21 protein-coding genes are annotated in these 20,806 nt (G+C 71.5%); 8 read left to right on the top strand and 13 right to left on the bottom strand.

Features of this window, described 5'->3' with window-relative positions; genetic code table 11:
* Positions 1–24 precede the first annotated feature (24 nt).
* Positions 25–1,347 (top strand): acyltransferase, encoded by a 1,323-nt coding sequence (locus tag QDS12_RS06355; protein WP_279877806.1) that lies wholly within the window; start codon positions 25–27, stop codon positions 1,345–1,347.
* 660 nt (positions 1,348–2,007) lie between these two features.
* Entirely contained in the window at positions 2,008–3,129 is a 1,122-nt protein-coding gene (locus tag QDS12_RS06350) for an aminotransferase class V-fold PLP-dependent enzyme (RefSeq protein ID WP_279877804.1), read from the top strand.
* A gap of 17 nt (positions 3,130–3,146) precedes the next feature.
* Here QDS12_RS06350 and QDS12_RS06345 read toward each other — a convergent pair whose 3' ends face one another.
* The 6 genes from QDS12_RS06345 to QDS12_RS06320 are packed head-to-tail and all read right to left on the bottom strand — an operon-like array spanning position 3,147 to position 10,647.
* On the bottom strand, positions 3,147–4,829 hold the full coding sequence (locus tag QDS12_RS06345; RefSeq protein ID WP_279877802.1) for an AarF/UbiB family protein: 1,683 nt from the start codon (positions 4,827–4,829) through the stop codon (positions 3,147–3,149).
* Between the two features lie 57 nt (positions 4,830–4,886).
* The gene (locus QDS12_RS06340) at positions 4,887–5,846 is read right to left on the bottom strand and encodes an ABC transporter permease (RefSeq protein WP_279877801.1); all 960 of its coding nucleotides are present in this window, start codon (positions 5,844–5,846) and stop codon (positions 4,887–4,889) included.
* A gap of 12 nt (positions 5,847–5,858) precedes the next feature.
* Positions 5,859–6,806 carry an ABC transporter permease gene (locus tag QDS12_RS06335; protein WP_279877800.1) on the bottom strand — a complete coding sequence of 316 codons (948 nt, stop codon included), beginning with the start codon at positions 6,804–6,806 and terminating at the stop codon, positions 5,859–5,861.
* Positions 6,803–7,831, bottom strand: coding sequence for an oligopeptide/dipeptide ABC transporter ATP-binding protein (locus tag QDS12_RS06330; RefSeq protein WP_279877799.1), 1,029 nt, complete (start codon positions 7,829–7,831; stop codon positions 6,803–6,805). The genes QDS12_RS06335 and QDS12_RS06330 overlap by 4 nt, the downstream gene beginning before the upstream one ends.
* Positions 7,828–8,835 (bottom strand): ABC transporter ATP-binding protein, encoded by a 1,008-nt coding sequence (locus QDS12_RS06325; RefSeq protein ID WP_279877798.1) that lies wholly within the window; start codon positions 8,833–8,835, stop codon positions 7,828–7,830. The genes QDS12_RS06330 and QDS12_RS06325 overlap by 4 nt, the downstream gene beginning before the upstream one ends.
* A gap of 15 nt (positions 8,836–8,850) precedes the next feature.
* Complete coding sequence (locus QDS12_RS06320; protein ID WP_279877797.1) at positions 8,851–10,647, bottom strand: ABC transporter substrate-binding protein; 1,797 nt, start codon at positions 10,645–10,647, stop codon at positions 8,851–8,853.
* 236 nt (positions 10,648–10,883) lie between these two features.
* On the opposite strand from QDS12_RS06320, the gene QDS12_RS06315 reads away from it, so the two are divergent.
* Positions 10,884–11,558, top strand: coding sequence for a response regulator transcription factor (locus QDS12_RS06315; RefSeq protein WP_279877796.1), 675 nt, complete (start codon positions 10,884–10,886; stop codon positions 11,556–11,558).
* Entirely contained in the window at positions 11,555–12,985 is a 1,431-nt protein-coding gene (locus QDS12_RS06310) for a HAMP domain-containing sensor histidine kinase (protein ID WP_279877795.1), read from the top strand. The genes QDS12_RS06315 and QDS12_RS06310 overlap by 4 nt, the downstream gene beginning before the upstream one ends.
* A 25-nt stretch (positions 12,986–13,010) precedes the next feature.
* Here the strand turns inward: QDS12_RS06310 and QDS12_RS06305 are convergent, their stop codons facing one another.
* On the bottom strand, positions 13,011–13,475 hold the full coding sequence (locus QDS12_RS06305) for a hypothetical protein (RefSeq protein WP_279877793.1): 465 nt from the start codon (positions 13,473–13,475) through the stop codon (positions 13,011–13,013).
* Positions 13,476–13,710: 235 nt separating this feature from the next.
* Between QDS12_RS06305 and QDS12_RS06300 the strand changes: the two genes are divergently transcribed.
* From QDS12_RS06300 to QDS12_RS06285, 4 genes are all read left to right on the top strand, one after another.
* Complete coding sequence (locus QDS12_RS06300; protein ID WP_279877792.1) at positions 13,711–14,073, top strand: hypothetical protein; 363 nt, start codon at positions 13,711–13,713, stop codon at positions 14,071–14,073.
* 19 nt (positions 14,074–14,092) lie between these two features.
* The gene (locus QDS12_RS06295) at positions 14,093–15,871 is read left to right on the top strand and encodes a DUF429 domain-containing protein (RefSeq protein ID WP_279877791.1); all 1,779 of its coding nucleotides are present in this window, start codon (positions 14,093–14,095) and stop codon (positions 15,869–15,871) included.
* Positions 15,872–16,082: 211 nt separating this feature from the next.
* Positions 16,083–16,286, top strand: coding sequence for a cold-shock protein (locus QDS12_RS06290; RefSeq protein WP_279877789.1), 204 nt, complete (start codon positions 16,083–16,085; stop codon positions 16,284–16,286).
* 112 nt (positions 16,287–16,398) lie between these two features.
* A complete protein-coding gene (locus tag QDS12_RS06285; RefSeq protein ID WP_279877788.1) occupies positions 16,399–16,755 on the top strand; it encodes a hypothetical protein in 357 nt (118 codons plus the stop codon).
* Positions 16,756–16,773: 18 nt separating this feature from the next.
* On the opposite strand, the gene QDS12_RS06280 is transcribed toward QDS12_RS06285, so the two are convergent.
* From QDS12_RS06280 to QDS12_RS06255, 6 genes are all read right to left on the bottom strand, one after another.
* Complete coding sequence (locus tag QDS12_RS06280) at positions 16,774–16,980, bottom strand: hypothetical protein (RefSeq protein ID WP_279877787.1); 207 nt, start codon at positions 16,978–16,980, stop codon at positions 16,774–16,776.
* Between the two features lie 224 nt (positions 16,981–17,204).
* A complete protein-coding gene (locus QDS12_RS06275; RefSeq protein WP_279877786.1) occupies positions 17,205–17,528 on the bottom strand; it encodes an STAS domain-containing protein in 324 nt (107 codons plus the stop codon).
* A 160-nt stretch (positions 17,529–17,688) separates the two neighbouring features.
* On the bottom strand, positions 17,689–19,233 hold the full coding sequence (locus QDS12_RS06270) for a S8 family serine peptidase (RefSeq protein WP_279877785.1): 1,545 nt from the start codon (positions 19,231–19,233) through the stop codon (positions 17,689–17,691).
* A 122-nt stretch (positions 19,234–19,355) separates the two neighbouring features.
* Positions 19,356–19,508: a hypothetical protein gene (locus QDS12_RS06265; RefSeq protein WP_279877784.1), complete on the bottom strand. Its 153-nt coding sequence runs from the start codon at positions 19,506–19,508 to the stop codon at positions 19,356–19,358.
* A gap of 17 nt (positions 19,509–19,525) precedes the next feature.
* A complete protein-coding gene (locus tag QDS12_RS06260) occupies positions 19,526–19,837 on the bottom strand; it encodes a hypothetical protein (RefSeq protein WP_279877783.1) in 312 nt (103 codons plus the stop codon).
* Between the two features lie 156 nt (positions 19,838–19,993).
* The gene (locus QDS12_RS06255; protein ID WP_279877781.1) at positions 19,994–20,803 is read right to left on the bottom strand and encodes a DUF2182 domain-containing protein; all 810 of its coding nucleotides are present in this window, start codon (positions 20,801–20,803) and stop codon (positions 19,994–19,996) included.
* Positions 20,804–20,806: the final 3 nt, after the last annotated feature.

The raw sequence follows: 20,806 nt of genomic DNA, 5'->3' as shown, positions 1-20,806 counted from the left end.
ACGCCCCGGGCTCGTGTCTCAGGGGTGCACGACCGTGGCTCCCTGACCGGACTGGACGGGCTCCGTGGCGTCGCCATCCTGCTCGTCCTCGGCCAGCACGCCCCGACGCGGCCGCTCATCGACGGCTTCGTCGGGGTGACGGTGTTCTTCTGCCTGTCCGGGTTCCTCATCACCACCCTGCTGGTCCGCGAGCTCGAGCACGGCACCATCGACGTCAGGGGGTTCTACCGCCGGCGCGTGGCCCGGCTCTGCCCGGGGTTGGCGACGGTCGTCGCCGTGACGGTCGTGGTGCTGCTCCTCGGCCGGCGCGACCTCGGCGTGGGACAGGTTCTCGCACCGGCGGGGGCGGCCACGACGTACACCACCAGCCTGTTCGACTGGACCGACCACGTCTTCGCCACGAAGGACTACTTCAACTACACCTGGTCGCTCTCGGTGGAGGAGCAGTTCTACCTGCTGTGGCCGTGCGCGCTGCTGTGGGGCTACCGACGAGGACCGCGGGTGTTCGCTGCGCTCACGGCGGTCCTGGTCGCGACCTCTCTCGCGCTCAACCTCTTCCTCGGGCTGACCCGAGCGGTGAAGTACGACCAGCACGAGTACTTCGGGAGCGACACGAACGCGCTGCCGCTCCTGATCGGGTGCCTCCTCGCGATCGCCGTGCACCACGGCTGGTTCTCACGGACGGTGAGGCTCGTCGGCCCCGGGGCGCTGCCCGCCCTCGCCCTGCTGCCGATCCTGGCCTCCCGCAACGACACCTACCGGCCGTCCCTGGTGACCGTCGCGGGAACCGGACTCACCGCGGTCGCCCTGATCGGCGTCGTGACGCGGCCGCGGTCGGCCGTCGGGTCGGTGCTGGCCAGCCGCCCGATGCGGTGGCTGGGTGAGCGGTCGTACTCGATCTATCTCTGGAACGTCCTGGCCCGCATCGCGATGCTCGCGTGGCTCGGGCACACGGTCGTCGGCGACCTCGCCTGGATCGCCGCGTTCGTCGTGCTGGCCGAGGCGAGCTTCCGGCTCGTCGAGCGCCCGATGCGGGCGAGGCTCAGGACCGGCTCAGGTCGTGAAACCAGCGTGGACGTGGTCCTGGTGGGTGCGGTCGCTGAAGAACTGCGGCGCGGACCCGAGCAGGACCGGACCGCCGACGTTGTAGGACCCGGCCGCCGCGAGCGCCTCCATGTAGGCGCTGACCAACGCGTCAGGTGTGCTCGGCCGTACGACGGCGTGGTCATCGATCCGCCAGGTGTCGAACGCTCGACCAGGAGGGTGGTCGCTGCGTCGGTCGGTGCCGAAGACGTAGATCGGGTGACCTGTCCTGACCACGCTCACGCCGATCGGCCACCGGCGTGACACGGTGAGCATCGCCTCGAGCACGCTGTCGTGCACCTGGCCGGAGGCGACGTCGGCGCGGGCGGCGGGCGGCAGGTCGATGCGCGGGCTGGCCAGCACGTGCCGCGCCGCGACGGTCGGGTGCGCGGTGGGCGGTCCGGGGCGGCTGGGGTGGAGGTCGGTCACCCGCCACCGCCCGCCGACGAGAGCGAGACGGACGTCGAAGGTGTGGCCACCCGCGACGACCCGCCCGGCCTCGCGGGTGAGGCTGCGGCACACGACCAGGACGCTCGCGGTGGTGGTGAGCAGGCCGCCGTACTGGACGTCGATGACCTCGACGCGGTGGTCGGCGTCGTCGCCGAGCCGCTCGATCCGGCGTACCGCCGCCGCCTTGGCGGCCGGCACCAGCTCGCCCGGTCCCGGACGCCAGTGGGTCGGGCTCGGCAGCGAGAGCGGTGCCGAGGTCGGTCCGCCGGCCGGTCGCGTCGCCGCGCTGGGCGACATCGTCGTGCGGAGCGGCGACGCCTGGCGGCCGCCGCTGCAGGCACCGGCGGCCGCCGCGATCGCCGCTGTCAGCACGGTCCGCCGGGGAAGGGCGGGAGGCCCACGCACACTCGCAGCGTACGTCGGCGTCGCTCGCCGCCTCGCCCGCTCCGGCCCGACCTGTGGCAGGCTGCCAAGGTGAGTCTTCCTCGCCGCGACGTCGATCCCGATGGACTGCTCGAGTACTCGGTCGTCTTCACCGACCGGTCCCTCAACCACATGTCCCGACGCTTCGTCGGCGTGATGCAGGACATCATCGACGTCCTGCGCACGACCTACAACGCCGCGGCGGTCGCGGTCGTCCCCGGCGGCGGCACGTACGCGATGGAGGCAGTCGCGCGACAGCTGGCGACCGGCCGGCGCTGCCTCGTGGTCCGCAACGGCCTGTTCTCCTACCGCTGGTCGCAGATCCTCGAGATGGGGACGGTGGCCAGCGAGACCACCGTCTGCGTGGCTCGGCCGGTATCCGACGAGCGACGGGCTCCGTGGGTCCCTGCCCCGGTCGACGAGGTGGTCGAGGCCATCGAGCGTGCTCGACCGGAGGTCGTCTTCGCGGCGCACGTGGAGACGGCGGCTGGGATGCTGCTGCCCGACGACTACCTCCGCGCGGTCGCCGACGCGACGCACGCGGTCAGGGGTCTCTTCGTCCTCGACTGCATCGCGTCCGGGGCGATGTGGGTGGACATGACCGACGTCGGTGCCGACGTCCTCCTCAGCGCCCCGCAGAAGGGGTGGAGCGGCTCACCGTGCGCGGGCTACGTGATGCTGGGCGACGCCGCCCGGGAGCAGGTCATGTCGACGACGTCGACCAGCTTCGCGGTCGACCTCCAGAAGTGGCTCACGATCGCCGACGCCTACACGCAGGGACAGACGCCCTACCACGCCACGATGCCGACGGACTCCCTCGCGCGCGACGCCGCGCTCATGCTCGAGACCCGCGCGGCCGGGCTCGGCGAGCTGCGGGCGGCGCAGACGTCGCTCGGCACGCGGGTCCGCGGCCTGCTCGCCGACCTCGGCTTCCCCTCGGTCGTCGCGCCGGAGTATGCCGCCCCCAGCGTGGGGGTGTCCTACACGGACGACCCGGACGTCCGCAGCGGCGCGAGGTTCAAGCAGCGCGGCATCCAGGTGGCGGCCGGCGTACCCCTGATGTGCGGTGAGCCGGACGACTTTTCAACGTTCCGGGTCGGCCTGTTCGGTCTCGACAAGCTCACCGACGTCGAAGGGACCGTGCAGCGGCTGGAGGCGCACCTCCGCGACTGAGCGTCGCGCTGCGTGCGTCAGATGCGAGGGACGTCCTTCTGCGCACGCCGCTCGGTGCGGGCGACCTTGCGGTCGGTCACCACGATCCACCCTGCGAGGGCGGCGCCACCCAGGATGGCGACGGCGAACAGGACCATCGCGATCGCCGGGTAGCCCAGGATGCGGTCGCCCGTCGGTACCTGCATCAGGAGGGACGCCCCGAGGATCGTGGCGGCGATGACCACGCCGAGCGTGAGCCGGTTCGCCACCCGCTGGAGGACGGTGTGCAGGCGCTCCTCGTCCAGGGCGTCGACCCGCAGCCGCAGTTGTCCGTCGGCGAGGCTGTCGAGGATCCGGTTGGCCCGCCGCGGAAGCTGGGAGGTGAACTCCTTGGCGTCGAGCGCGGCGGTGACCAGGTCCCCGGGCGACGTACGCAGGCCGCCCCGGAGGATGTGACGCAGGTTCTCCCGGATCGCCTCCGCGGGGACGAAGTCAGGGTCGAGGTGAAGCGTGCTCTGGTCGAGGTTGAGCAGCGCCTTGCCGACCATGGACATCTCCGGTGGCGGACGCAGCCCGTGGGCGCCCGAGATCCGGCTCAGCTCGACCAGCACCCGGCCCGCCTGCAGGTCGGGGCCCTCGGAGACGGCGTCGGAGACGAGGTGGGTGACGTCGTCCCGGAACGCGTCGGCGTCGTAGTGGTCCAGGGGCTGCCCCATGTCGGCCAGGACCCGCGCCGCCTGCTCGCCGTTGTCGTCGCCGATGGCCACGAGCAGGCGCACGAGCTTGTCCTGGACCCGTCGCGGGACCGACGTGACCATGCCGAGGTCGACGATCCCGAGCCGGCCGTCGTCGGTGACGAGCAGGTTGCCCGGGTGCGGGTCTGCGTGGAGGAAGCCGTGGTCGAGGATCGAGTTGAGGTAGGCCGCGAAGAGCTGGTCGACGATGCCCCCCGCGTCGAGATCGAGCATCCCGAGCGGACCGACGTCGGTGACCTTGCGCCCCTCGATGTAGTCCATCGTGAGGACCCGACCGCTCGTCAGGTCGGGGACCGGCTCCGGAACCACCAGCAGGTCGTAGCGGCTGGTGAGCGCGGCGAAGCGGGTCAGGTTGCGGGCCTCCCGCCGGTAGTCCAGCTCCAGCATCAAGGACCGCTCGAACTCGCGCAGCAGCCGCGCGAACCCGTAGGTCCGGCCCAGCTCGCTGCCCTTGTCGGCCACGGTCGCGAGCCGCGCGAGCGTCGCCATGTCGGCGTGGACGTCCTCGCGCACCCCGGGACGCTGGACCTTGACGACCACCTCGCGCCCGCTGCGCAGCGTCGCCCGGTGCACCTGCCCGAGCGAGGCCGCGGCCAGCGGCTCGGGGTCGAAGTCGGCGTAGAGGTGACGGACGTCGGCCCCCAGCTCGTCGGCGATCGTCTGGCGCACGACCTCGACGTCGAACGGCTCCACCTCGTCCTGCAGCCGGCTGAGCGCGGTGGTGTACGCCGCCGGCAGCAGGTCGAACCGGGTGGAGAGCAGCTGGCCCAGCTTGATGTAGGTCGGCCCCATCGCCTCGAGGTCGGCGGCGAACGCCTCGGCCGCGTCGGTGGTCTCCCCGGATCCGTCGGTGTCCGAGGCGTACTCCTCGAGACCCGCTCCGGACACCAGGTCCGATCGCCCGTGACGGACCAGCAGCCGCACGATCGCCGCATAGCGCCGCGCGCTGGATTCTTCAGACGACATGTCCGACTGCGTGCCCGAAACGCCCCCCGTCCATGTCCCACGACCCGGTGTTCGTGGTCACGTGAGCCGCACGCGCGGGTCGAGGAAGGCGTAGCAGAGGTCGACGAGGATGTTGGCCAGCACGACAGCCGTCGAGGCGACCAGCACGATCCCGATGATCACCGGCAGGTCCTGCTGGGTGATCGCGTTGACCGCGGTCTTGCCCAGACCTGGGAGGCTGAAGATCTGCTCGGTGATGACCACCCCGCCGACCAGCTGGCCCAGGTCGATGCCGAACTGGGTGACGACCGGGGTGAGTGCACTCCGCAGGGCGTGGCGGTAGGTGACCCGCCGCTGGCCGAGCCCCTTGGCCTCCGCGGTGCGGATGTAGTCCTCCCCCAGCACGTCGAGCATCGAGGCTCGGGAGAGCCGGGTGTACGTCGCCGCCGACACGAGCGCGATCGTGAGCCACGGCAGGATCAGGTGCCGCGTCCAGGGGCCGATGCCCTCGCTCAGCGGTGCGTAGCCCCCGGCGGGGAACCACGTGTGCCCACTGAGCGTGAGCTTGTAGTAGAGGAAGTAGAGCGCACCGAGCCCGAGCACGAACGACGGCATCGAGTAGAACACCAGCGAGGTCACCGTCAGCGAGCGGTCGCGGAGGCTGCGGGGGTGCGTGGCCGAGACGACGCCGTTGTAGACGCCCAGCACCAACCAGATGATCGCCGCGCCGATCGCCAGGGAGAACGTGATCGGGAACGCCTGTCCGATGATCGTCGTGACCGGCTGCTGGTGGTAGTAGTCGTAGCCCAGGTCGCCGTGCAGCGCGTTGGTCAGGAAGTCGAGGTACTGGCGCCACAGCGGACGGTCGAGTCCGAGCCGGTGGTTGATGAGCGCGATGGTCTCCGGGGTGGCCTGCCGGCCGGCGAGGGTGTGGGCCACGTTGCTCGGTGCGACGAAGAACAGCACGAACACCGCGACGCTGATGACCCACAGCACGAACAGGCCGGTCAGGGTCCGGACGACGAGGAAGCGGAGCACGGCGTACCTCCCTCACCGTGGCCGGACGAGCCGGCCGATCCGCGGGTCGACGGCGTCCCGGACGCCGTCCCCGAGGAGGTTGAAGGCGATCGTGGTGATGAGCAGCGCGAGGCTGGGGAACAGCACGAACCACCAGGCGACCGTGTAGTAGTTCTGTGCCTCGCTGATCATCCCGCCCCAGTCGGCGGCCGGCGCGGGCAACCCGAGCCCGAGGAACGACAGCGTGGCCTGGACGATGATGACGACCGGGATCAGCAGCGTGGTGTAGACGATGACCGGCGCGAGCACGTTGGGCAGCACGTCGACGAACATGATCCGCAGGTCGCTGGCGCCGAGCGATCGGGCCGCCTCGACGAACTCGCGCTCGCGCAGGAACAGGACCTGGCCGCGCACGATCCGGGCCATCGAGGCCCAGCTGAACATGCCGATCACCAGGATGGTGATGGTCAGGCCCGGCCCCGAGACGGAGACGAGGGCGATGGCGACCAGCAGGAACGGGATCGACAGCACCACGTCGATCAACCGGGCGATGACGAGGTCGACGACGCCCCGGAGGAACCCGGCCAGCAGCCCGAGGACCACGCCGACGACGACCGTGAGCATCGTGGCGAGCACGCCGACGCCGAGCGAGATCCGGGCGCCGTACGCGATCCGCACGAGGATGTCGCGGCCGAGGTCATCGGTGCCGAGCACGAACGTCGAGTTCGGGGGCCGGGGCAGGCCGTCGGGGGTCAGCCCCTCGCGGTGGTACTGCATGTTGGGCGGATGGCCGGTGACGTGCGCGAACACCGGCGCGAACACCGCGACCAGCACCATCAGCACGATGACGACGAGGGAGCCCATCGCCACCTTGTCGGCGCGCAACCGACGCCAGGCCAGCTCCCACGGACCTCGTCCGACGACGTCGGGCGCCGGCGGTTCGACGCGTCGGTCGGGGGCCTCCCGCACGCGGATGGTCATGCCGCGCCGTCCGAGGTCGCGCCGCTGAGGTCCTCGCCGGCGCGCAGCGGGTGCAGGCATGCGGTGAGGTGGTCGGGCCCATCGTCGTAGACCGGGTCGAGCGGGGGCATCGCGAGCTCGCAGTCAGCCTGCCGCCGGGGACAGCGCGGGTGGAACGGGCAGCCGGACGGCGGGTTGACCGACGACGGCAGGTCGCCCGGGAGCACGACCGGCTCGCGGCTGTCCGCGGCGTCGGGATCGGCCGGCGGGACCGCCGACAGCAGCGCACGGGTGTAGGGGTGGCGGCTGTTGGCGAACAGCTCGTCGACGGTGCCCGTCTCCACGATCCGGCCGAGGTACATCACCGCGATCCGGCTGCTGACGTGGCGGACGACCGAGAGGTCGTGGGTGATGAAGAGGTAGGTCAGCCGGAAGTCGCTCTGCAGGTCGAGGAGCAGGTTGATGACCTGGGCCTGGATCGACACGTCGAGGGCCGAGACCGGCTCGTCGCAGATGATGAGCTTCGGGCGGAGCGCGAGCGCCCGCGCGATACCGATGCGCTGACGCTGCCCTCCGCTGAAGTCGGCCGGGAACCGGTTGTAGTGCTCGGGGTTCAGCCCGACGACCTCCATGAGGTGCTGCACCTGCTCCCGTCGGGCGGACCCGTCGGCCACGTGGTGGATCGCGAGGCCGTCGCCGATGATCGAGCCGACTCGCCGTCGGGGGTTCAGCGAGCCGTAGGGGTCCTGGAAGATCACCTGCATCTCGCGCCGGAACGGCCGCAGCCGCCGGCCCGACAGGGTGCTGATGTCGTGGCCGTCGAACCGCACGGTGCCCCCGGTCAGCGGGTACAGCCTGGCCACGCACCGCGCCAGCGTCGACTTGCCGCAGCCGGTCTCGCCGACCAGCCCCAGCGTCTCGCCGGGCTCGATGGCGAGCGACACGTCGTCGACGGCACGCACCACCTGCGACCCGCCGCGCGATGCCCTCCGCCGGGCGGTGAACGTCTTCGTCACGTGGTCGGCGACGAGCAGCGGGTCGCTCATGACGAGCTCGCCGCCTTCATCGCGCGGCGCAGCCGCTCGCGCAGGGACGAGTCGTGGCTGAGCCAGCACGCGGACACGTGCGCCGGGTTGCCGTCCACGGGTTCGAGGGCCGGTACGTCGGTCGCGCAGGCGTCGAACGCGTAGCGGCAGCGCGGGTGGAACGGGCAGCCCGATGGTGGGTGGATGAGGCTCGGCGGGGTGCCGACGATGGGCGTCAGCCGTTGGCCGCCACGGGTCGGGAGCGAGTCGAACAGGCCCTCCGTGTAGGGATGGTGCGGGCGGTAGAACGCGTCGCGCCGCGGGGCCCGCTCCATCAACCGGCCGGCGTACATCACTGCCACCCGGTCCGCCATCTCCGCGACGACCCCGAGGTCGTGGGTGATCATGATGATCGCGGTCCCGAAGTCGCTCTGCAGTCGCTGCATCACCTGCAGCACCTGGGCCTGCACGGTGACGTCGAGCGCGGTGGTCGGCTCGTCGGCGATCAGCAGGCTGGGGTCGAGGGCCATCGCCATCGCGATCATCACCCGCTGGCGCATCCCGCCGGAGAACTGGTGGGGGTAGTCGTCGACCCGCTCGGCGGCGTGCGGGATCCCGACCAGCCCGAGCATCTCCACGGCACGGCGACGCGACTGGGCACGAGAGACGGCCTGGTGGGCGCGGATCATCTCCTCGATCTGCCACCCCACCCGATAGGCCGGGTGCAGGCTGGTGAGGGGGTCCTGGAAGATCATGCCGATCCCCGGCCCCCTCACCTCGCGCAGCTCCGACGCCGTCGCCTGCAGCAGGTCCCGGCCGTCGAACACCGCCCGACCGTGCACGTCGGCGCCGCGGGTCAGGCCGGTGATCGTCTGGGTCGCGACGCTCTTGCCGCTCCCGGACTCCCCCACCAGCCCGAGGGTCTCGCCCCGGTCCACCTGGAACGAGACCCCACGGACCGCCTGCACGACGCCGTCATCGGTCGGGAACGAGACCCGGAGGTCCTCCACCTCGAGGAGTGCCATGGTCGTGTCGGGCGCTCAGCCGCCGTTGGTACCGGGTGAGAGCCAGACGTTGGCCGGGTCGAAGTTCTGGAACGCCGGGATGTAGATGGCGTTGTGGACCTGGCTCGCGTGATAGCTGGCCTGCTGCGGGTTGGTGATCGGGAAGATCGCCGCGTCCTGCATGACCTGGTGGTCGGCCTGGTTCCACAGCGCCCCGGACTTGCTCTGGTCGGTCGCTGTGGAGGCCTGCTGGATCAGCTGGTTGGTCTTCGGGCTGTCGTAGAACCCGTAGTTGCTGCCGAGCGGCGGGTAGGACGGCGGCCCGGAGAACAGCGGGGCGAAGAAGGACAGCGCCGCGTCGCCGTACCAGTCGGCACCCCAGCCGGCCAGCGACAGGTCCCACACACCGCTCCGCGCCGCGGACGGCACCTGGAGGTACTTCGTGTAGAAGTCGGCGTCCGGGGAGGGCACCCCGACGACCTTCACGCCGATGTTGGACAGCTGCTGCTGCACGGTCTGGAACACCTTGCTGCTGCCCTCGCTGGCGTTGCGGTAGAGGAACTTCAGGGTCATCCCGTGCGGGTAGCCCGCGGCGGCGAGCATCTGCTTCGCCTTGGCCTGGTCGGTCGGGTAGAGGTTGAAGTCGGTCGACCCGCTGATGTCGGGCGGCAGGATGTGGGTGAGCGGCGGGTTGACGGTCTGTCCGCCGAGCACCTGGTCCATGTCGCTGCGGTTCAGCGCGTACTCGAGCGCCTGGCGCACCCGCACGTCGCCGAGCGCGCCGCGGTTGTTGGGCGAGACGGTGTTGAACACCAGGTAGGGGTTGCTGGACGCCGTCTCGCCGAGGTTGAGGTTCTTGTCCTTCTTGGCGATCAGGCCGGGCAGCTGGCTCGGCGGTGGCGCCTGGTCGAACCCCATGTCGGCGCTCGCGGTGCCGGTCTGGAGCTGCTGCTGGATCGAGTCCTGGCTGACGGTCTCGTTGACGACGACCTTGTCGACGTAGGCCTTGCGGATCGGGTCGGTGCTCGCCTTCCACGCGGCGTTGCGGGTGAAGACGATCTCCTTGGTCGGCGTCCAGGTCGTGACCTGGTAGGGACCGTCGGAGACCTCGTGCTGGCCGAGCGCCTGGCTGGCCGGGAGGTACTTGAGCACCTCGACGGGCGCGGGCGAGAACGCCGGCAGGGTCAGCATGTCGACGAAGTAGGTCGCGGGGTGGTTGAGGTGGAAGACGACCGTGGTGTCCCCCTGTGCGACCACGCCGGGCAGCGGCGTCTTGTCGATGTAGCCGGCGATCGCGGACGGGGTCTGGGCGACCTTGGCGAACCCGTCGCAGAAGGTCTGGTAGCCCTGGATGAGGGTGGCGAAGTCGGGCGTCCCGCCGAACGGCTGCGCGGGGTTGCAGGTGCGCTTCACCCCGCGTACGACGTCGGCTGCGGTGACCTGACGGGCCGGCGTCGTGTTCCACATCGCGCCCTGCCGGATGGTGATCGTGTAGGTCATGCCGTCCTTGCTGATGCCGCCGTTGCCGGTCGTGGGCACCTGTGTGGCGAGGTCGGGCACCGCCGTGGTGGTCTGGCCCGACACGGCCGGGAACGTGAAGAGCTGCCGGCTCCACAGACGGAGGGCGAGGTAGCCGACGCTGTAGTAGGAGATGTTGGGGTCCATGTAGTCGACGTCGCCAGCGCCGAGCATGTTGAGCGTGCCGCCGCGCGACGCGTTCTCGTTGGCGGACCCGGACGATCCACCGCCCCCGGAGCTCCCGCAGGCGGCCGTCATCAGCACCAGACCACACACGCCGACGAGTGCTGCGCGTCGGCCTCCCCAGGTCCTCATCGGTGGGTCTCCCTTCGCTCGCTCACCTACGTCGGCGGCGGTCCGGCCGACCGCTGCGAAGGCGAAGTTAGGCACCGGCTCCGGGCCGCCTCAACGCTCCCGCCGGGGCTGGGGACAACCGTCACGGGACCGCAACCCGAGCCGGGCGGAGGTGACGGGATCATGACGAACCGTCATGTTCAGCCGGCCGTCCGCCGCCGGGGTCGACCTGCCGGAACCGCGCCATACTGGGAGACGTGAGCAGGTCCGTGCTGCTGGTCGAGGACGACCCGCGGGTCCGCCGGGTGCTTCAGCTGGCGCTCCGCGACGAGGGGTACGTCGTGTCGCTGGCCGCCAGCGGCCGCGAAGGGCTCCAGGCGCTCGGGACGTCGACGCCCGACGTCGTCCTGCTGGACCTGATGCTGCCCGACCTCGACGGCTTCGACGTCTGCCGGCGGATCCGGCACGACAGCGACGTGCCGGTCATCATGGTGACCGCGCGCACCGACTCCCACGACGTCGTCGCCGGCCTCGAGGCCGGCGCCGACGACTACGTCACCAAGCCGCTCGTCGCCAAGGAGCTCTCCGCCCGGATCCGGGCGCTGCTGCGCCGGGTCGAACCGGCCAGGACCCCGCGGACCGTGCGGGCCGGCGACCTCGAGATCCGGGTCGACGAGGGCGTCGTGCTGCGCGACGGCGTGGCCCTGCACCTGACCCGCACGGAGTTCCGCCTGCTCGCCGAGCTGGCGCTCGCGCCCGGCGTGCGGTCCCGCGAGGAGCTGCTCGAGCGGGTGTGGGGCTACGGCTACTTCGGTGACAGCCGGCTGGTCGACGTCCACGTCCGCCGGCTGCGCACGAAGGTCGAGCACGACCCGGCCAACCCCGCCCTCGTGGTGACCGCGCGAGGGCTCGGGTATCGGCTGGTCCGATGAGGCCCGCGCGTCCGACGCCGTGGCGGCCGCACCTGCGGCTGAGGAACCGGGTCGCGCTCGGCTTCGGCGTCATGGCCCTGCTGCTGTCGACGGCCATCGCGCTCACGGTCTGGTCGCTGGCCGCGCACTACGTCAACCGCGACAACGTGCTGACGGCGCGCGCGGAGGCGTCGGACAACGCCGAGCTGATCTCGGCGGAGATCGCGGACGGCGTACCGCCGAGCGACCGCCTGCTCGACCTGCTCGACTACGCGCCGGGCACGGCCGCGGTCCTGCTCGTCCAGGACCACGTCTACCGGAACCAGGAGGCGGAGTCGCTCGTCCTGCCGACCACCCTGGTGCAGGACCTCGGCGCCGACGGCGGCCCCAGCACCGTGACCGTCGACGGGAAGCCCTACCTCGAGGTGGTCTCGGCCTCGCACCCCGGTGACCGCGCGTACGTCGAGCTGCGACCGCTCGACGACCTGCGGCACACCCTGACGCGGACGTGGCAGCTGCTGATCGGCGCCATCCTGCTGGCGACGGCGCTGGGCGCGGGGTTCGGCCTCTTCGCGAGCCGCCGGATGCTGCGACCCCTCTCGGACGTCACCCAGGCGGCCTCCGCGATCGCCCACGGCGACCTCACCACCCGGCTCGTCCCCCGCGGCGACCCCGACCTCGACGACCTCGCGCGGTCGTTCAACCGCACCGCGTCCGAGCTCGAGCAGCGCGTGCGCGCGGACGCCCGCTTCGCCGGCGACGTCAGCCACGAGCTGCGCACGCCGCTGACCACCATGCTCAACTCCCTGGCCCTCCTGGAGAACCGCCGCGCGGCCCTGCCGAGCGAGGTGGCCGAGCCCCTCGACCTGCTCAGCGAGGACCTGCACCGGTTCCGGGCCCTGGTCATCGACCTGCTCGAGATCTCGCGCTTCGACGAGGGTCGCGCGACGGTCGAACCCGAGCCGGTGCTCGTCGGCGAGCTCGTCGCCCGGGCCGCCGACACCGCGGCCGGCCGTCCCGTCACCGTCGTCCGCCCCAGCGCCGACGGCCTGGTCGTCAACGTCGACAAGCGCCGGCTCCAGCTGGTCGTGGTCAACCTCGTCCGCAACGCCGAGACCCACGGCGTCAGCTGCCGGGCCGTGACGGTCTCGGCCGCCGGGAGCACGGTGCGGATCACCGTCGACGACGCCGGCCCCGGCGTGCCGCCCGACCGTCGCGGTCGCGTCTTCGACCGGTTCGCACGGGGCACGAGCTCACACGTCGGCACCGGCCTCGGCCTGGCCATCGCCTCGCGGAACGTGCTCCTCCACGGCGGCGCGATCCTCGTCGAGGAGGCGCCGGGGGGAGGGGCCCGGTTCGTGGTCGAGCTGCCGGTCGACGTACGACGGCCCCAGCAGCACGTGGCGTCCGAGCCGGTCGAGGCCACGCCGCTCGGGGCGCGGCCCTGACCGGGCGCTCGCCGGGCTCAAGTGGTCAGTGGTCCTCCGCCGACGCCACGGCGTACGCCGCCTCGAGCTCGTCGACCTCCGCGAGGCGCTTGAGCACCTCGGCGACCACCTCGACGGCGATCTGCCAGTCGGGCCGGCCCCTCTCCTCCGGCAGGCCGAAACCGGTGGTGATCAGCCGACGCCACAGCTTGCCGCCCGCCGGCGAGAGCCGCAGCTCTGACTGCAGGTAGAGCTGGGCCGCCAGATCCGACAGGTGGTCGGCCTCGTCGAACACGCTGCGCCCGGCCTCGTCCGCCGCGCACACGCGGGCGGTCAGCTCGTCCCGCAGCACCAGCGCCGCGGCCCGCAGCAGCGACTCGTCGGGATCCGCGCCGGGCCAGGTCGGCACGTAGGCGATGAACGCCTCGTTCACCAGCCGGGTGACCAGGCTGCGGGCCTCCTCGGGCGCGTCGAGGTCATCGGTCTCCAGCAGCGGCTCCACGCTCAGCACCCACCTGAGGGGACGTCAGCACCGTCGCGTCGTCGCACCGTCGCGTCACCCGATCGAGGGCCCCGTACCCGAAGCCGGCCGGCGGATTCCTGCACCGGCAGACCGGTGGGCCGGCGGTGGGAGCCGGGTCGGCGCGGAGTGGGCAGCGTGGTGCTGACTAGTGTTGATGCCCAGCTCCGGCGGGCGGCCACCGACGCCGCACGCTCCACACCGACGAACCCGAAGCGAGGTCGACATGACGGCGAGCCGGTCCGCCCGGGAGAGGACGGCCGCTGCCGAGGCGGGTCCCCTCGCCACGGTGAAGATCGACGTCGGCGCCGACGGCCAGTTCGTCTACAAGATCAGCTGCTCCGAGTGCACCGTCAAGGGGGATCGCAGCTGGTCGGCCTACCGCCCCGGCGGGGACAACGGGTTCATGGGGGCCATGGACCGGTGGATCTTCCACCTCAAGGAGAAGCACCCCGGAGCCGACGCCCCGTGCCTGGCCTTCCTGCCGGAGGCCCAGCGCCGCCTGCACGAGCGTCGCCAGGCTCAGGACGAGGGAGCGACGCGGTCCGACGACGCCTCGCGACCCGGCCGGCCGCCGACCCGGGGCTGACGTGGGGCACCCTTCCTCCATGTACTTCGTGGGGGTCGACCTCGCCTGGGGCGAGCGCCGACCGACCGGGCTCGCCGTGCTCGACGAGGCGGGGCGCCTCGTGCACGTGTCGCAGGCCATGCACGACGACGAGATCGTCGCGGCGCTGGCGCCGTACGTCGAGAACGACTGCCTGGTCGCCATCGATGCACCCCTCATCGTCAAGAACGCCACCGGCATCCGGGCCGCGGAGGCGCAGCTCAACGCCGACTTCGCCCGCTTCGACGCCGGCGCGCACCCGTCGAACACGAGCAAGCCGGAGCTGCGTGACCAGCCGCGCGGGGCACGGATCGCGGCCAGGCTCGGGCTCGACATGAACCCCCGCTCGGGACGCGCCCGCAGGGCGATCGAGGTCTACCCACACCCGGCGACCGTGGCGCTGTTCCGCCTGGGCCGGACGCTCAAGTACAAGAACAAGACCGGGCGCGACGTCGCACAGCTCCGCGCCGAGCTCGCGCTCCTCCTCGACCTGCTGGAGTCGCTGGCGGGTGCCGAGCCGCCTCTCGTCCTCGACGGCGACCGGGCCGAGTCCGTCGCGGCGCGATCGTGGCGTGCGCTGCGCGACGCGGTCGAGAGGGCAGAGCGCAAGAGCGAGCTGCGCTACGTCGAGGACCAGGTCGACGCGGTCGTGTGCGCCTACGTCGGCCTGTTCGCCACCCGCAGGCCCGAGCTGACGACGACGTACGGCGACTTCGAGACCGGCTACGTCGTCACGCCGTCCCTCCCCGCGGACCTGGTCCCCACCCCGCGGCGACGAGCGGCCGCCAGCACCGACCCTGAGGTCGCCGCTCGCGAGTACGCCCGGCAGCAGCCGGAGCTGCAGCGCGCGACCGACCAGTTCGTGCGGCTGGTCACGGCGATCCTCGACGACGCGGGCATCAACTACCTCACCGTGACCGGTCGAGCGAAGTCGGTCTCGTCCTTCGCCGCCAAGGCGGCCCGCACCATCGACGGTCGGCGCGTCTTCGCCAAGCCGCTGGCGGACATCACCGACCAGATCGGGATCCGGGTCATCACCTACGTCCACAGCGACGTGCAGGCGGTCGTCGACCTCCTCAGCGATCAGGTCATCGTGCACGACGACCGCGACATGGGGCGGGAGACCGCCGACGAGGGTCGCTTCGGCTACGCCAGTCGACACCTGCTCGTGAGCCTCGACCCGGCGCGCGAGAACCCGGCCGCCGACGACCTGCTCGCCAGCCGCCGGGCGCAGGTGCAGATCCGCACGGTGCTGCAGCACGCATGGGCCGAGTTCGAGCACGACATCCGCTACAAGGGCACCATCCCGTCCGAGCACGTCTCGGAGTTCGACCGCAGGTTCACGCTCGCGGCGGGGTTGCTCGAGCTCGCCGATCGGGAGTTCTCCGCGATCCGCGACCGGCTCCGGGAGGGCATCACCGGGACACCACTGGAGGCGGCCGACGACGACCCGCGGATCAGCCCGCGCGAGCTGGCGGCGTTCCTGGCCGGGCAGTACGCCGACGCCGGCTGGTCCCGGGTCGACCACTACGCCTGGATCGCGAGCCTCATCCTCGAGCTCGGGATCACCTCGCTCACCGAGCTCGCCACCTGCCTCCGGACGGTGGACGAGGAGACGCTGGCCGCGCGGATGGACTACCGCTACCCGCCCGGCGCGGTGCGTCGGCTCGACGACGCGCTGCTGTGGGCGTACGGCGACACCTACGTCCAGCTCCGCGGCAACTCCCACCGCGCCGACGCCCTGCGCGAGCGGCTCGCGAAGATGCGCGCGGACGCCTGAAGCACACCGACCGGTCGCAGGATCGTGCCTGGGGTGGTCGCGGTGGTAGGTTGCGTGCGTTGGAGGGAGCCTGTGCTCTCAGCCGCCGAACGATTGGCGGCGCATTCTTGTGTTTTCTTGGTCTTCGGTTCAACGGGGCATCAGGTCTCCGCAGATGGCTCTAACTGGCAGCGGGCACGGTGTCCGCGCCGTTGAGATCGAGGATCGAATCATGACTCTGGGAACCGTGAAGTGGTTCAACGCCGACAAGGGCTTCGGCTTCATCGCGCAGGACGGTGGCGGCGACGACGTCTTCGTCCACTTCTCCGCCATCCAGACGCAGGGCTACAAGAGCCTGGACGAGGGCCAGAAGGTCGAGTTCGACGTCACGCAGGGCCCGAAGGGCCCGCAGGCGGAGAACGTTCGCGCCGTCTGAGCTCGCTCGTCACGCGTGACGCGGACGCCCCGGACATGACCATGTCCGGGGCGTTCTCGCGTCGCGAGGCTTGATCTGCACGGCACACCGCGCGATCAGGCAGGATTCGGGGATGGCGGTCATCGACGACGTACGCCACCTCGGTGCCGAGCTCGAGCGTTCGACCCCGGTCTACGTGCGCGGCAGGCTGAAGTTCCGCGTCCAGCAGCTCGTCTACGTGGCGTTCTCCCGCGACGAGCGGGTGATGGGCTTCGCCTTCCCGAAGGAGGAGCGCGCGGCGCTCGTCGCCGGCGATCCCGAGAAGTTCCAGATGCCGTCGCAGTCCGACCTGCGCTTCAACTGGGTCCACGCCGACCTCGCGGCGTTGGACGCGACCGAGGCCCGCGAGCTCGTCGTCGACGCGTGGCGCATGGTCGTCCCCCAGAAGCTCTCGCGCGCCTACGACCTCGCCCATCCCGATGGGCCGTGACGGACGGGGCTGGAGGGGTCAGCGACGCGGCGAGTGCCGGTGGCCGCTGCGGATCGCGCCGACCAGCATCACCAGACCGACCGCGGCGATGATCGGGCCCACGATCGCCCAGGTGCTGCTCCCCGACATCGCGCTGCCGCCCAGGACGCCGAAGCCCTGCAGCCCGAAGACCGCGCCCGCGACCAGGAGCAGCGCCCCGACCACGCCCAGCAGGCCTCTGCTCATCTCGTGCCCTCTCGCTCCTGCCCTGGTGACGAGCCTGCGGTCCTGACGGTTCACCACCGCTGCGTCGATCATCGCGGAGCCTGAGATCGGGCGTGCTCGCCGCGCTCGCACCCACGGGCGTGAGCGTGTCTCACCCGAAGGAAGACTCGGCGAGCACGCACTTCGACGGTACCCCGCCGACGGCGCGATGACGCCTGTCCCAGCGAGATCGACCCTCGGCGTCCCTAGGCGGAGCGCTGGCCCGTGCCGTGGTCCTCCACGTCGAGCAGCTTCATCAGGTGCGACAGGTGGAGCAGGCGCTTCACGCCCGGCGCGCAGTCGCAGAGAACCAGGTGCTTGCCTGCGCTCGTGGCCCGCCAGCTCGCCGCCGCCAGCATCTTGAGCGCGATCAGGTCGGCACCGGTGACGCCCGACATGTCGACGACCACGTCCTCCGTGGCGCCGTGCGTCGCGATGTGGACCGCCAGCGCCTCCCGCACCTGCGAGGTGCAACGGGCGTCGAGCTGGCCGGCCAGCCGCAGGGTCGCGCCCTGAGTGGAGACCTCCATGATCCCTCCCCGAAGAAGCAACGAGTGGAGCTCCTCCTCCAGTGTGTCTCGTGTTCGCGAGCAATCCAGGAACGCCCGCCCCGCGAGTCGGCGCGGTCGATGCGCAGGACGGCCGCGGCGCCGCCCCGCAGGATGCGGGACGGCGCCGGTCGGGTCGGGCTCAGCGCACGGCGTCGAGCGCGTCGACGACGCCCTCACCGAAGTAGCTGTTGTTCTCGGCGGTGCCGACGCAGGGCGCACCGGCGGTGGTGGTGCCGCAGGGCTTGTCGTCGGCCTGGGCGCGGAGCTGCTCGATCATCTTCGCGGGCGACCAGTCCGGGTGCGCGGACTTCATCAGCGCCAGCACGCCCACGACGTGGGGTGTCGCCATCGAGGTGCCGCTCTTCAGGCCGTAGCCGTTGTTGGCGACGATCGTGGACAGGATGCTCGAGCCCGGGGCGGCGACGTCGATGATCCCGAGGCCGCGGTTGGAGAAGCCGGACAGCCGGCTGTCCATCGTGCCGGCCGGGAACCGCTGGGTCGAGGCGACCGTGACGACGCCGTCGAGCTCAGTGGGGATGTCCTGGCAGTCGTTGTTGATCGTCCGGTTCACCGGGGTGCCGTCGTCGGGGCTGGTGGTGTCGGTGGTCTTGTTCGCCAGGTCGTACGACGAGTTGCCCGCTGCGGCGGCGTGGACGACGCCCTGTCCGGTCGACCACTCGACCGCGCGACGGACGGCCTCCTTGGCGGCGTACTGGTCGGGCTGGTCCGAGCAGTAGAACTGGAACGGGTCGACGTAGTAGCTGTTGTTGGTGACGTCCATGTGGTGCGTACCGGCCCACACGAAGCCGCAGACGGCGTACTCGGGGTAGATGAAGCCGCCGTCGTTGACGACCTTGACCGAGGCGAGCCGGACGTTGGGGGCGACGCCGGTGATGCCCACGCCGTTGCGGGCGGCGGCGATGGTGCCGGCGACGTGGGTGCCGTGGTCACTCGTCGTGGGGTACCACCCGGTGGCGGACCGGTCGGGGCGGCCGGCGTCGGTGCAGTTGACCGAGTCGGCGACGTCGATGTTGGCGGCGAGGTCCGGGTGGTCGGGGTCGATGCCGCTGTCGAGCACGCCGACGAGCACGTTGCGGTTGCCGTCGGTGATCGCGTGGGCCTGGTCGGCCTTGATCATCTGCATGTCCCACTGCTCGCCCTCGCGCGGGTCGGCGACCGTGGCTGCCGTGGGCTCGGAGCCGACGTCACCGTTGGCGTCCTTCTTCGCATCCTTCTTGTAGTCCGAGGCGCCCCGGCCCCAGGTGGCGCCGAGGTCGGCGGGGGTGCCCTCGGAGACCGGCACGGTCCGGGTGGCGCCGATCGACTCCAGGGCGTTGCCCGCCGCCGCCCGCACGTCGGAGCGGAAGGTCGAGACGTCGGCGTGGGCGACCACGACGCCGATCTGCGGCCAGCTCTGGACGACGACGCCGCCGGCCTTCTCGACCGCGCGCTCGACCAGGCGCGTCTGGCCGGGGTTGGCGATCCGTGCGTTGAGCAGGTAGCTCGACACGACGCCGTCGGGCGTGCGGATGTCCACCGGCGTCGAGACGGAGCCGTCAGCGGCGGTGGCGGCGGCGGGGGTGGCGGTCGCGCCTGCGCCCGTCATCGAGACGAGTGCGGCGGCGACGAGTCCTGCCGTCGCGGTGGCGAGGGCAGCCCGGCGCCGCGTGGTCCATGGGGTCATGGAGGATCCTTCCCGAGAACGAAGATGCGTCCGGTAGGACGCGGGGGCGCCATCCTGCCCCGAAAGGGCGCCCGTGACCAGGGCCATGTGCCGGGGACCGAGCAGTGGCGGGGCGTCGTACGTCAGCGGACGCTGCCGTCGCGGTGGTCGGCGCGCCCGCAGAGGAGGCACTCGAACACCGAGACCGAGCCGAAGTCCTCGAAGTCGATCGACTTGAGCTTCCACTCGTGGTTGTGCGCGTCTCCGCAGGACGCCGCCGGGACAGTGGCCGTCATCGTTCCTCCGCGCCCGCCTAGAGCGCGCGCTTCATCTTCTTCGTCTGCTTCTTCGCCTTCTTGCGCGCCGACTTGCCGCGCTTCCGTGCCGTCTTGCCCACGTCGCCCGCGGTGTCAGAGGCGGCCTCGCTGATCGCCTCGACGGGGTGACGCACGTGGCGCGGGATCACGAGGGCCCCGGCCGTCCGGAACAACCGGCGCGCCAGGAACAGGATCGGGATGCCCAGCGGCGCCAGGATGATCGTCACACAGAGCAGGGCACCGACCAGCCCGAGCAGGGCTCCGACGAGCCCGAGCAGGCTCGCGCCGAGCCAACGTAGTGCCTTCACGGTGCCCTCCCCGGGTGCTCCGGACCTCCGCCTCCGATGGTGTAGTACCCAGCCGACGCCCTCCCCAGCCACTTTCGCGATTCCCGAGACGCCACGGCGCCGCGTCCGGCATGCTTCACCACGAGCCCCGCAGGTGACCCGAGACGCCTGCGGGGCTCACTCCATCTGCATGGTCTGTCCCCCCGGGATCGTGAGTCCGGGCAGGGCGTCGGGGGCGACGAGCAGCAGGATCCCGGTGGCGAGCAGCAGCGCCGCGGTCGCGTAGGTCAGCCCGCGTCGCCAGGGGAACGTCTTCTCGACAGCGATGATGCCGGCCACGACCGCCATCCAGGTCACGCTCATCACGCCCAACGCGAACAGCGAGGCCATCAGGGCCCAGCAGCAGCCCACGCACCAGGCGCCGTTGCGCATGCCCATGCTGACGGCGCCCCGCCGGCCACCGCGCCACGAGCCGAGGATCGATCCCAGCGGACTGCGGCACCTGCTGAGGCAGACGTCCTTGAGCGGCGTGAGCTCGTAGACCGCCGCGACGACGAGCGTGGCCGCGGCGATCTCCTGGCCCGCCCGCTCCCACGCGAGGCGGTCGCCCCCGAGCGCGACCGTCCCGGCACCGACGAGGTAGGCGAGCAGCCCGGCCGCTGTCCACGTGAGCAGGTAGCCGGCGGCGAACAGCCACGGGGAGAGCGGTGAGGTCGACCGGGTGGCTCGGGTGTAGAGCGCGATCGTCGGTGCCACCGACGGGAACATCATCGCCGCCATCATCACGACCCAGATGCCGAGGAACCACGCGATGCTGCCCAGCCCCGACCACGGCCCCTCGTCCATCCCGCGCATCAGGTGCGCGCTCCACACCCAGCCGAGGGCGGCGACCACGAAGAGGGCTGAGACCAGGCCCAGGCGCGCGCGGGCGGCGGCGTACGCCGGAGCGAGGCCGGCGCCGCCGTCGTGGCCGACGGTCGACGCCATGGT

Source organism: Nocardioides sp. CER19, assembly GCF_029846275.1.
Lineage (GTDB): Bacteria > Actinomycetota > Actinomycetes > Propionibacteriales > Nocardioidaceae > Nocardioides.
This window is presented reverse-complemented; position numbering and strand designations above follow the sequence as displayed.

Coding starts and splice junctions, on each gene's coding strand:
- QDS12_RS06345 (WP_279877802.1), bottom strand. CDS start 4,829: ATGTCGTCTGAAGAATCCAGCGCGCGGCGCTATGCGGCGATCGTGCGG.
- QDS12_RS06335 (WP_279877800.1), bottom strand. CDS start 6,806: ATGACCATCCGCGTGCGGGAGGCCCCCGACCGACGCGTCGAACCGCCG.
- QDS12_RS06330 (WP_279877799.1), bottom strand. CDS start 7,831: ATGAGCGACCCGCTGCTCGTCGCCGACCACGTGACGAAGACGTTCACC.
- QDS12_RS06325 (WP_279877798.1), bottom strand. CDS start 8,835: ATGGCACTCCTCGAGGTGGAGGACCTCCGGGTCTCGTTCCCGACCGAT.
- QDS12_RS06320 (WP_279877797.1), bottom strand. CDS start 10,647: ATGAGGACCTGGGGAGGCCGACGCGCAGCACTCGTCGGCGTGTGTGGT.
- QDS12_RS06310 (WP_279877795.1), top strand. CDS start 11,555: ATGAGGCCCGCGCGTCCGACGCCGTGGCGGCCGCACCTGCGGCTGAGG.
- QDS12_RS06300 (WP_279877792.1), top strand. CDS start 13,711: ATGACGGCGAGCCGGTCCGCCCGGGAGAGGACGGCCGCTGCCGAGGCG.
- QDS12_RS06295 (WP_279877791.1), top strand. CDS start 14,093: ATGTACTTCGTGGGGGTCGACCTCGCCTGGGGCGAGCGCCGACCGACC.
- QDS12_RS06290 (WP_279877789.1), top strand. CDS start 16,083: ATGACTCTGGGAACCGTGAAGTGGTTCAACGCCGACAAGGGCTTCGGC.
- QDS12_RS06285 (WP_279877788.1), top strand. CDS start 16,399: ATGGCGGTCATCGACGACGTACGCCACCTCGGTGCCGAGCTCGAGCGT.
- QDS12_RS06280 (WP_279877787.1), bottom strand. CDS start 16,980: ATGAGCAGAGGCCTGCTGGGCGTGGTCGGGGCGCTGCTCCTGGTCGCG.
- QDS12_RS06275 (WP_279877786.1), bottom strand. CDS start 17,528: ATGGAGGTCTCCACTCAGGGCGCGACCCTGCGGCTGGCCGGCCAGCTC.
- QDS12_RS06270 (WP_279877785.1), bottom strand. CDS start 19,233: ATGACCCCATGGACCACGCGGCGCCGGGCTGCCCTCGCCACCGCGACG.
- QDS12_RS06265 (WP_279877784.1), bottom strand. CDS start 19,508: ATGACGGCCACTGTCCCGGCGGCGTCCTGCGGAGACGCGCACAACCAC.
- QDS12_RS06255 (WP_279877781.1), bottom strand. CDS start 20,803: ATGGCGTCGACCGTCGGCCACGACGGCGGCGCCGGCCTCGCTCCGGCG.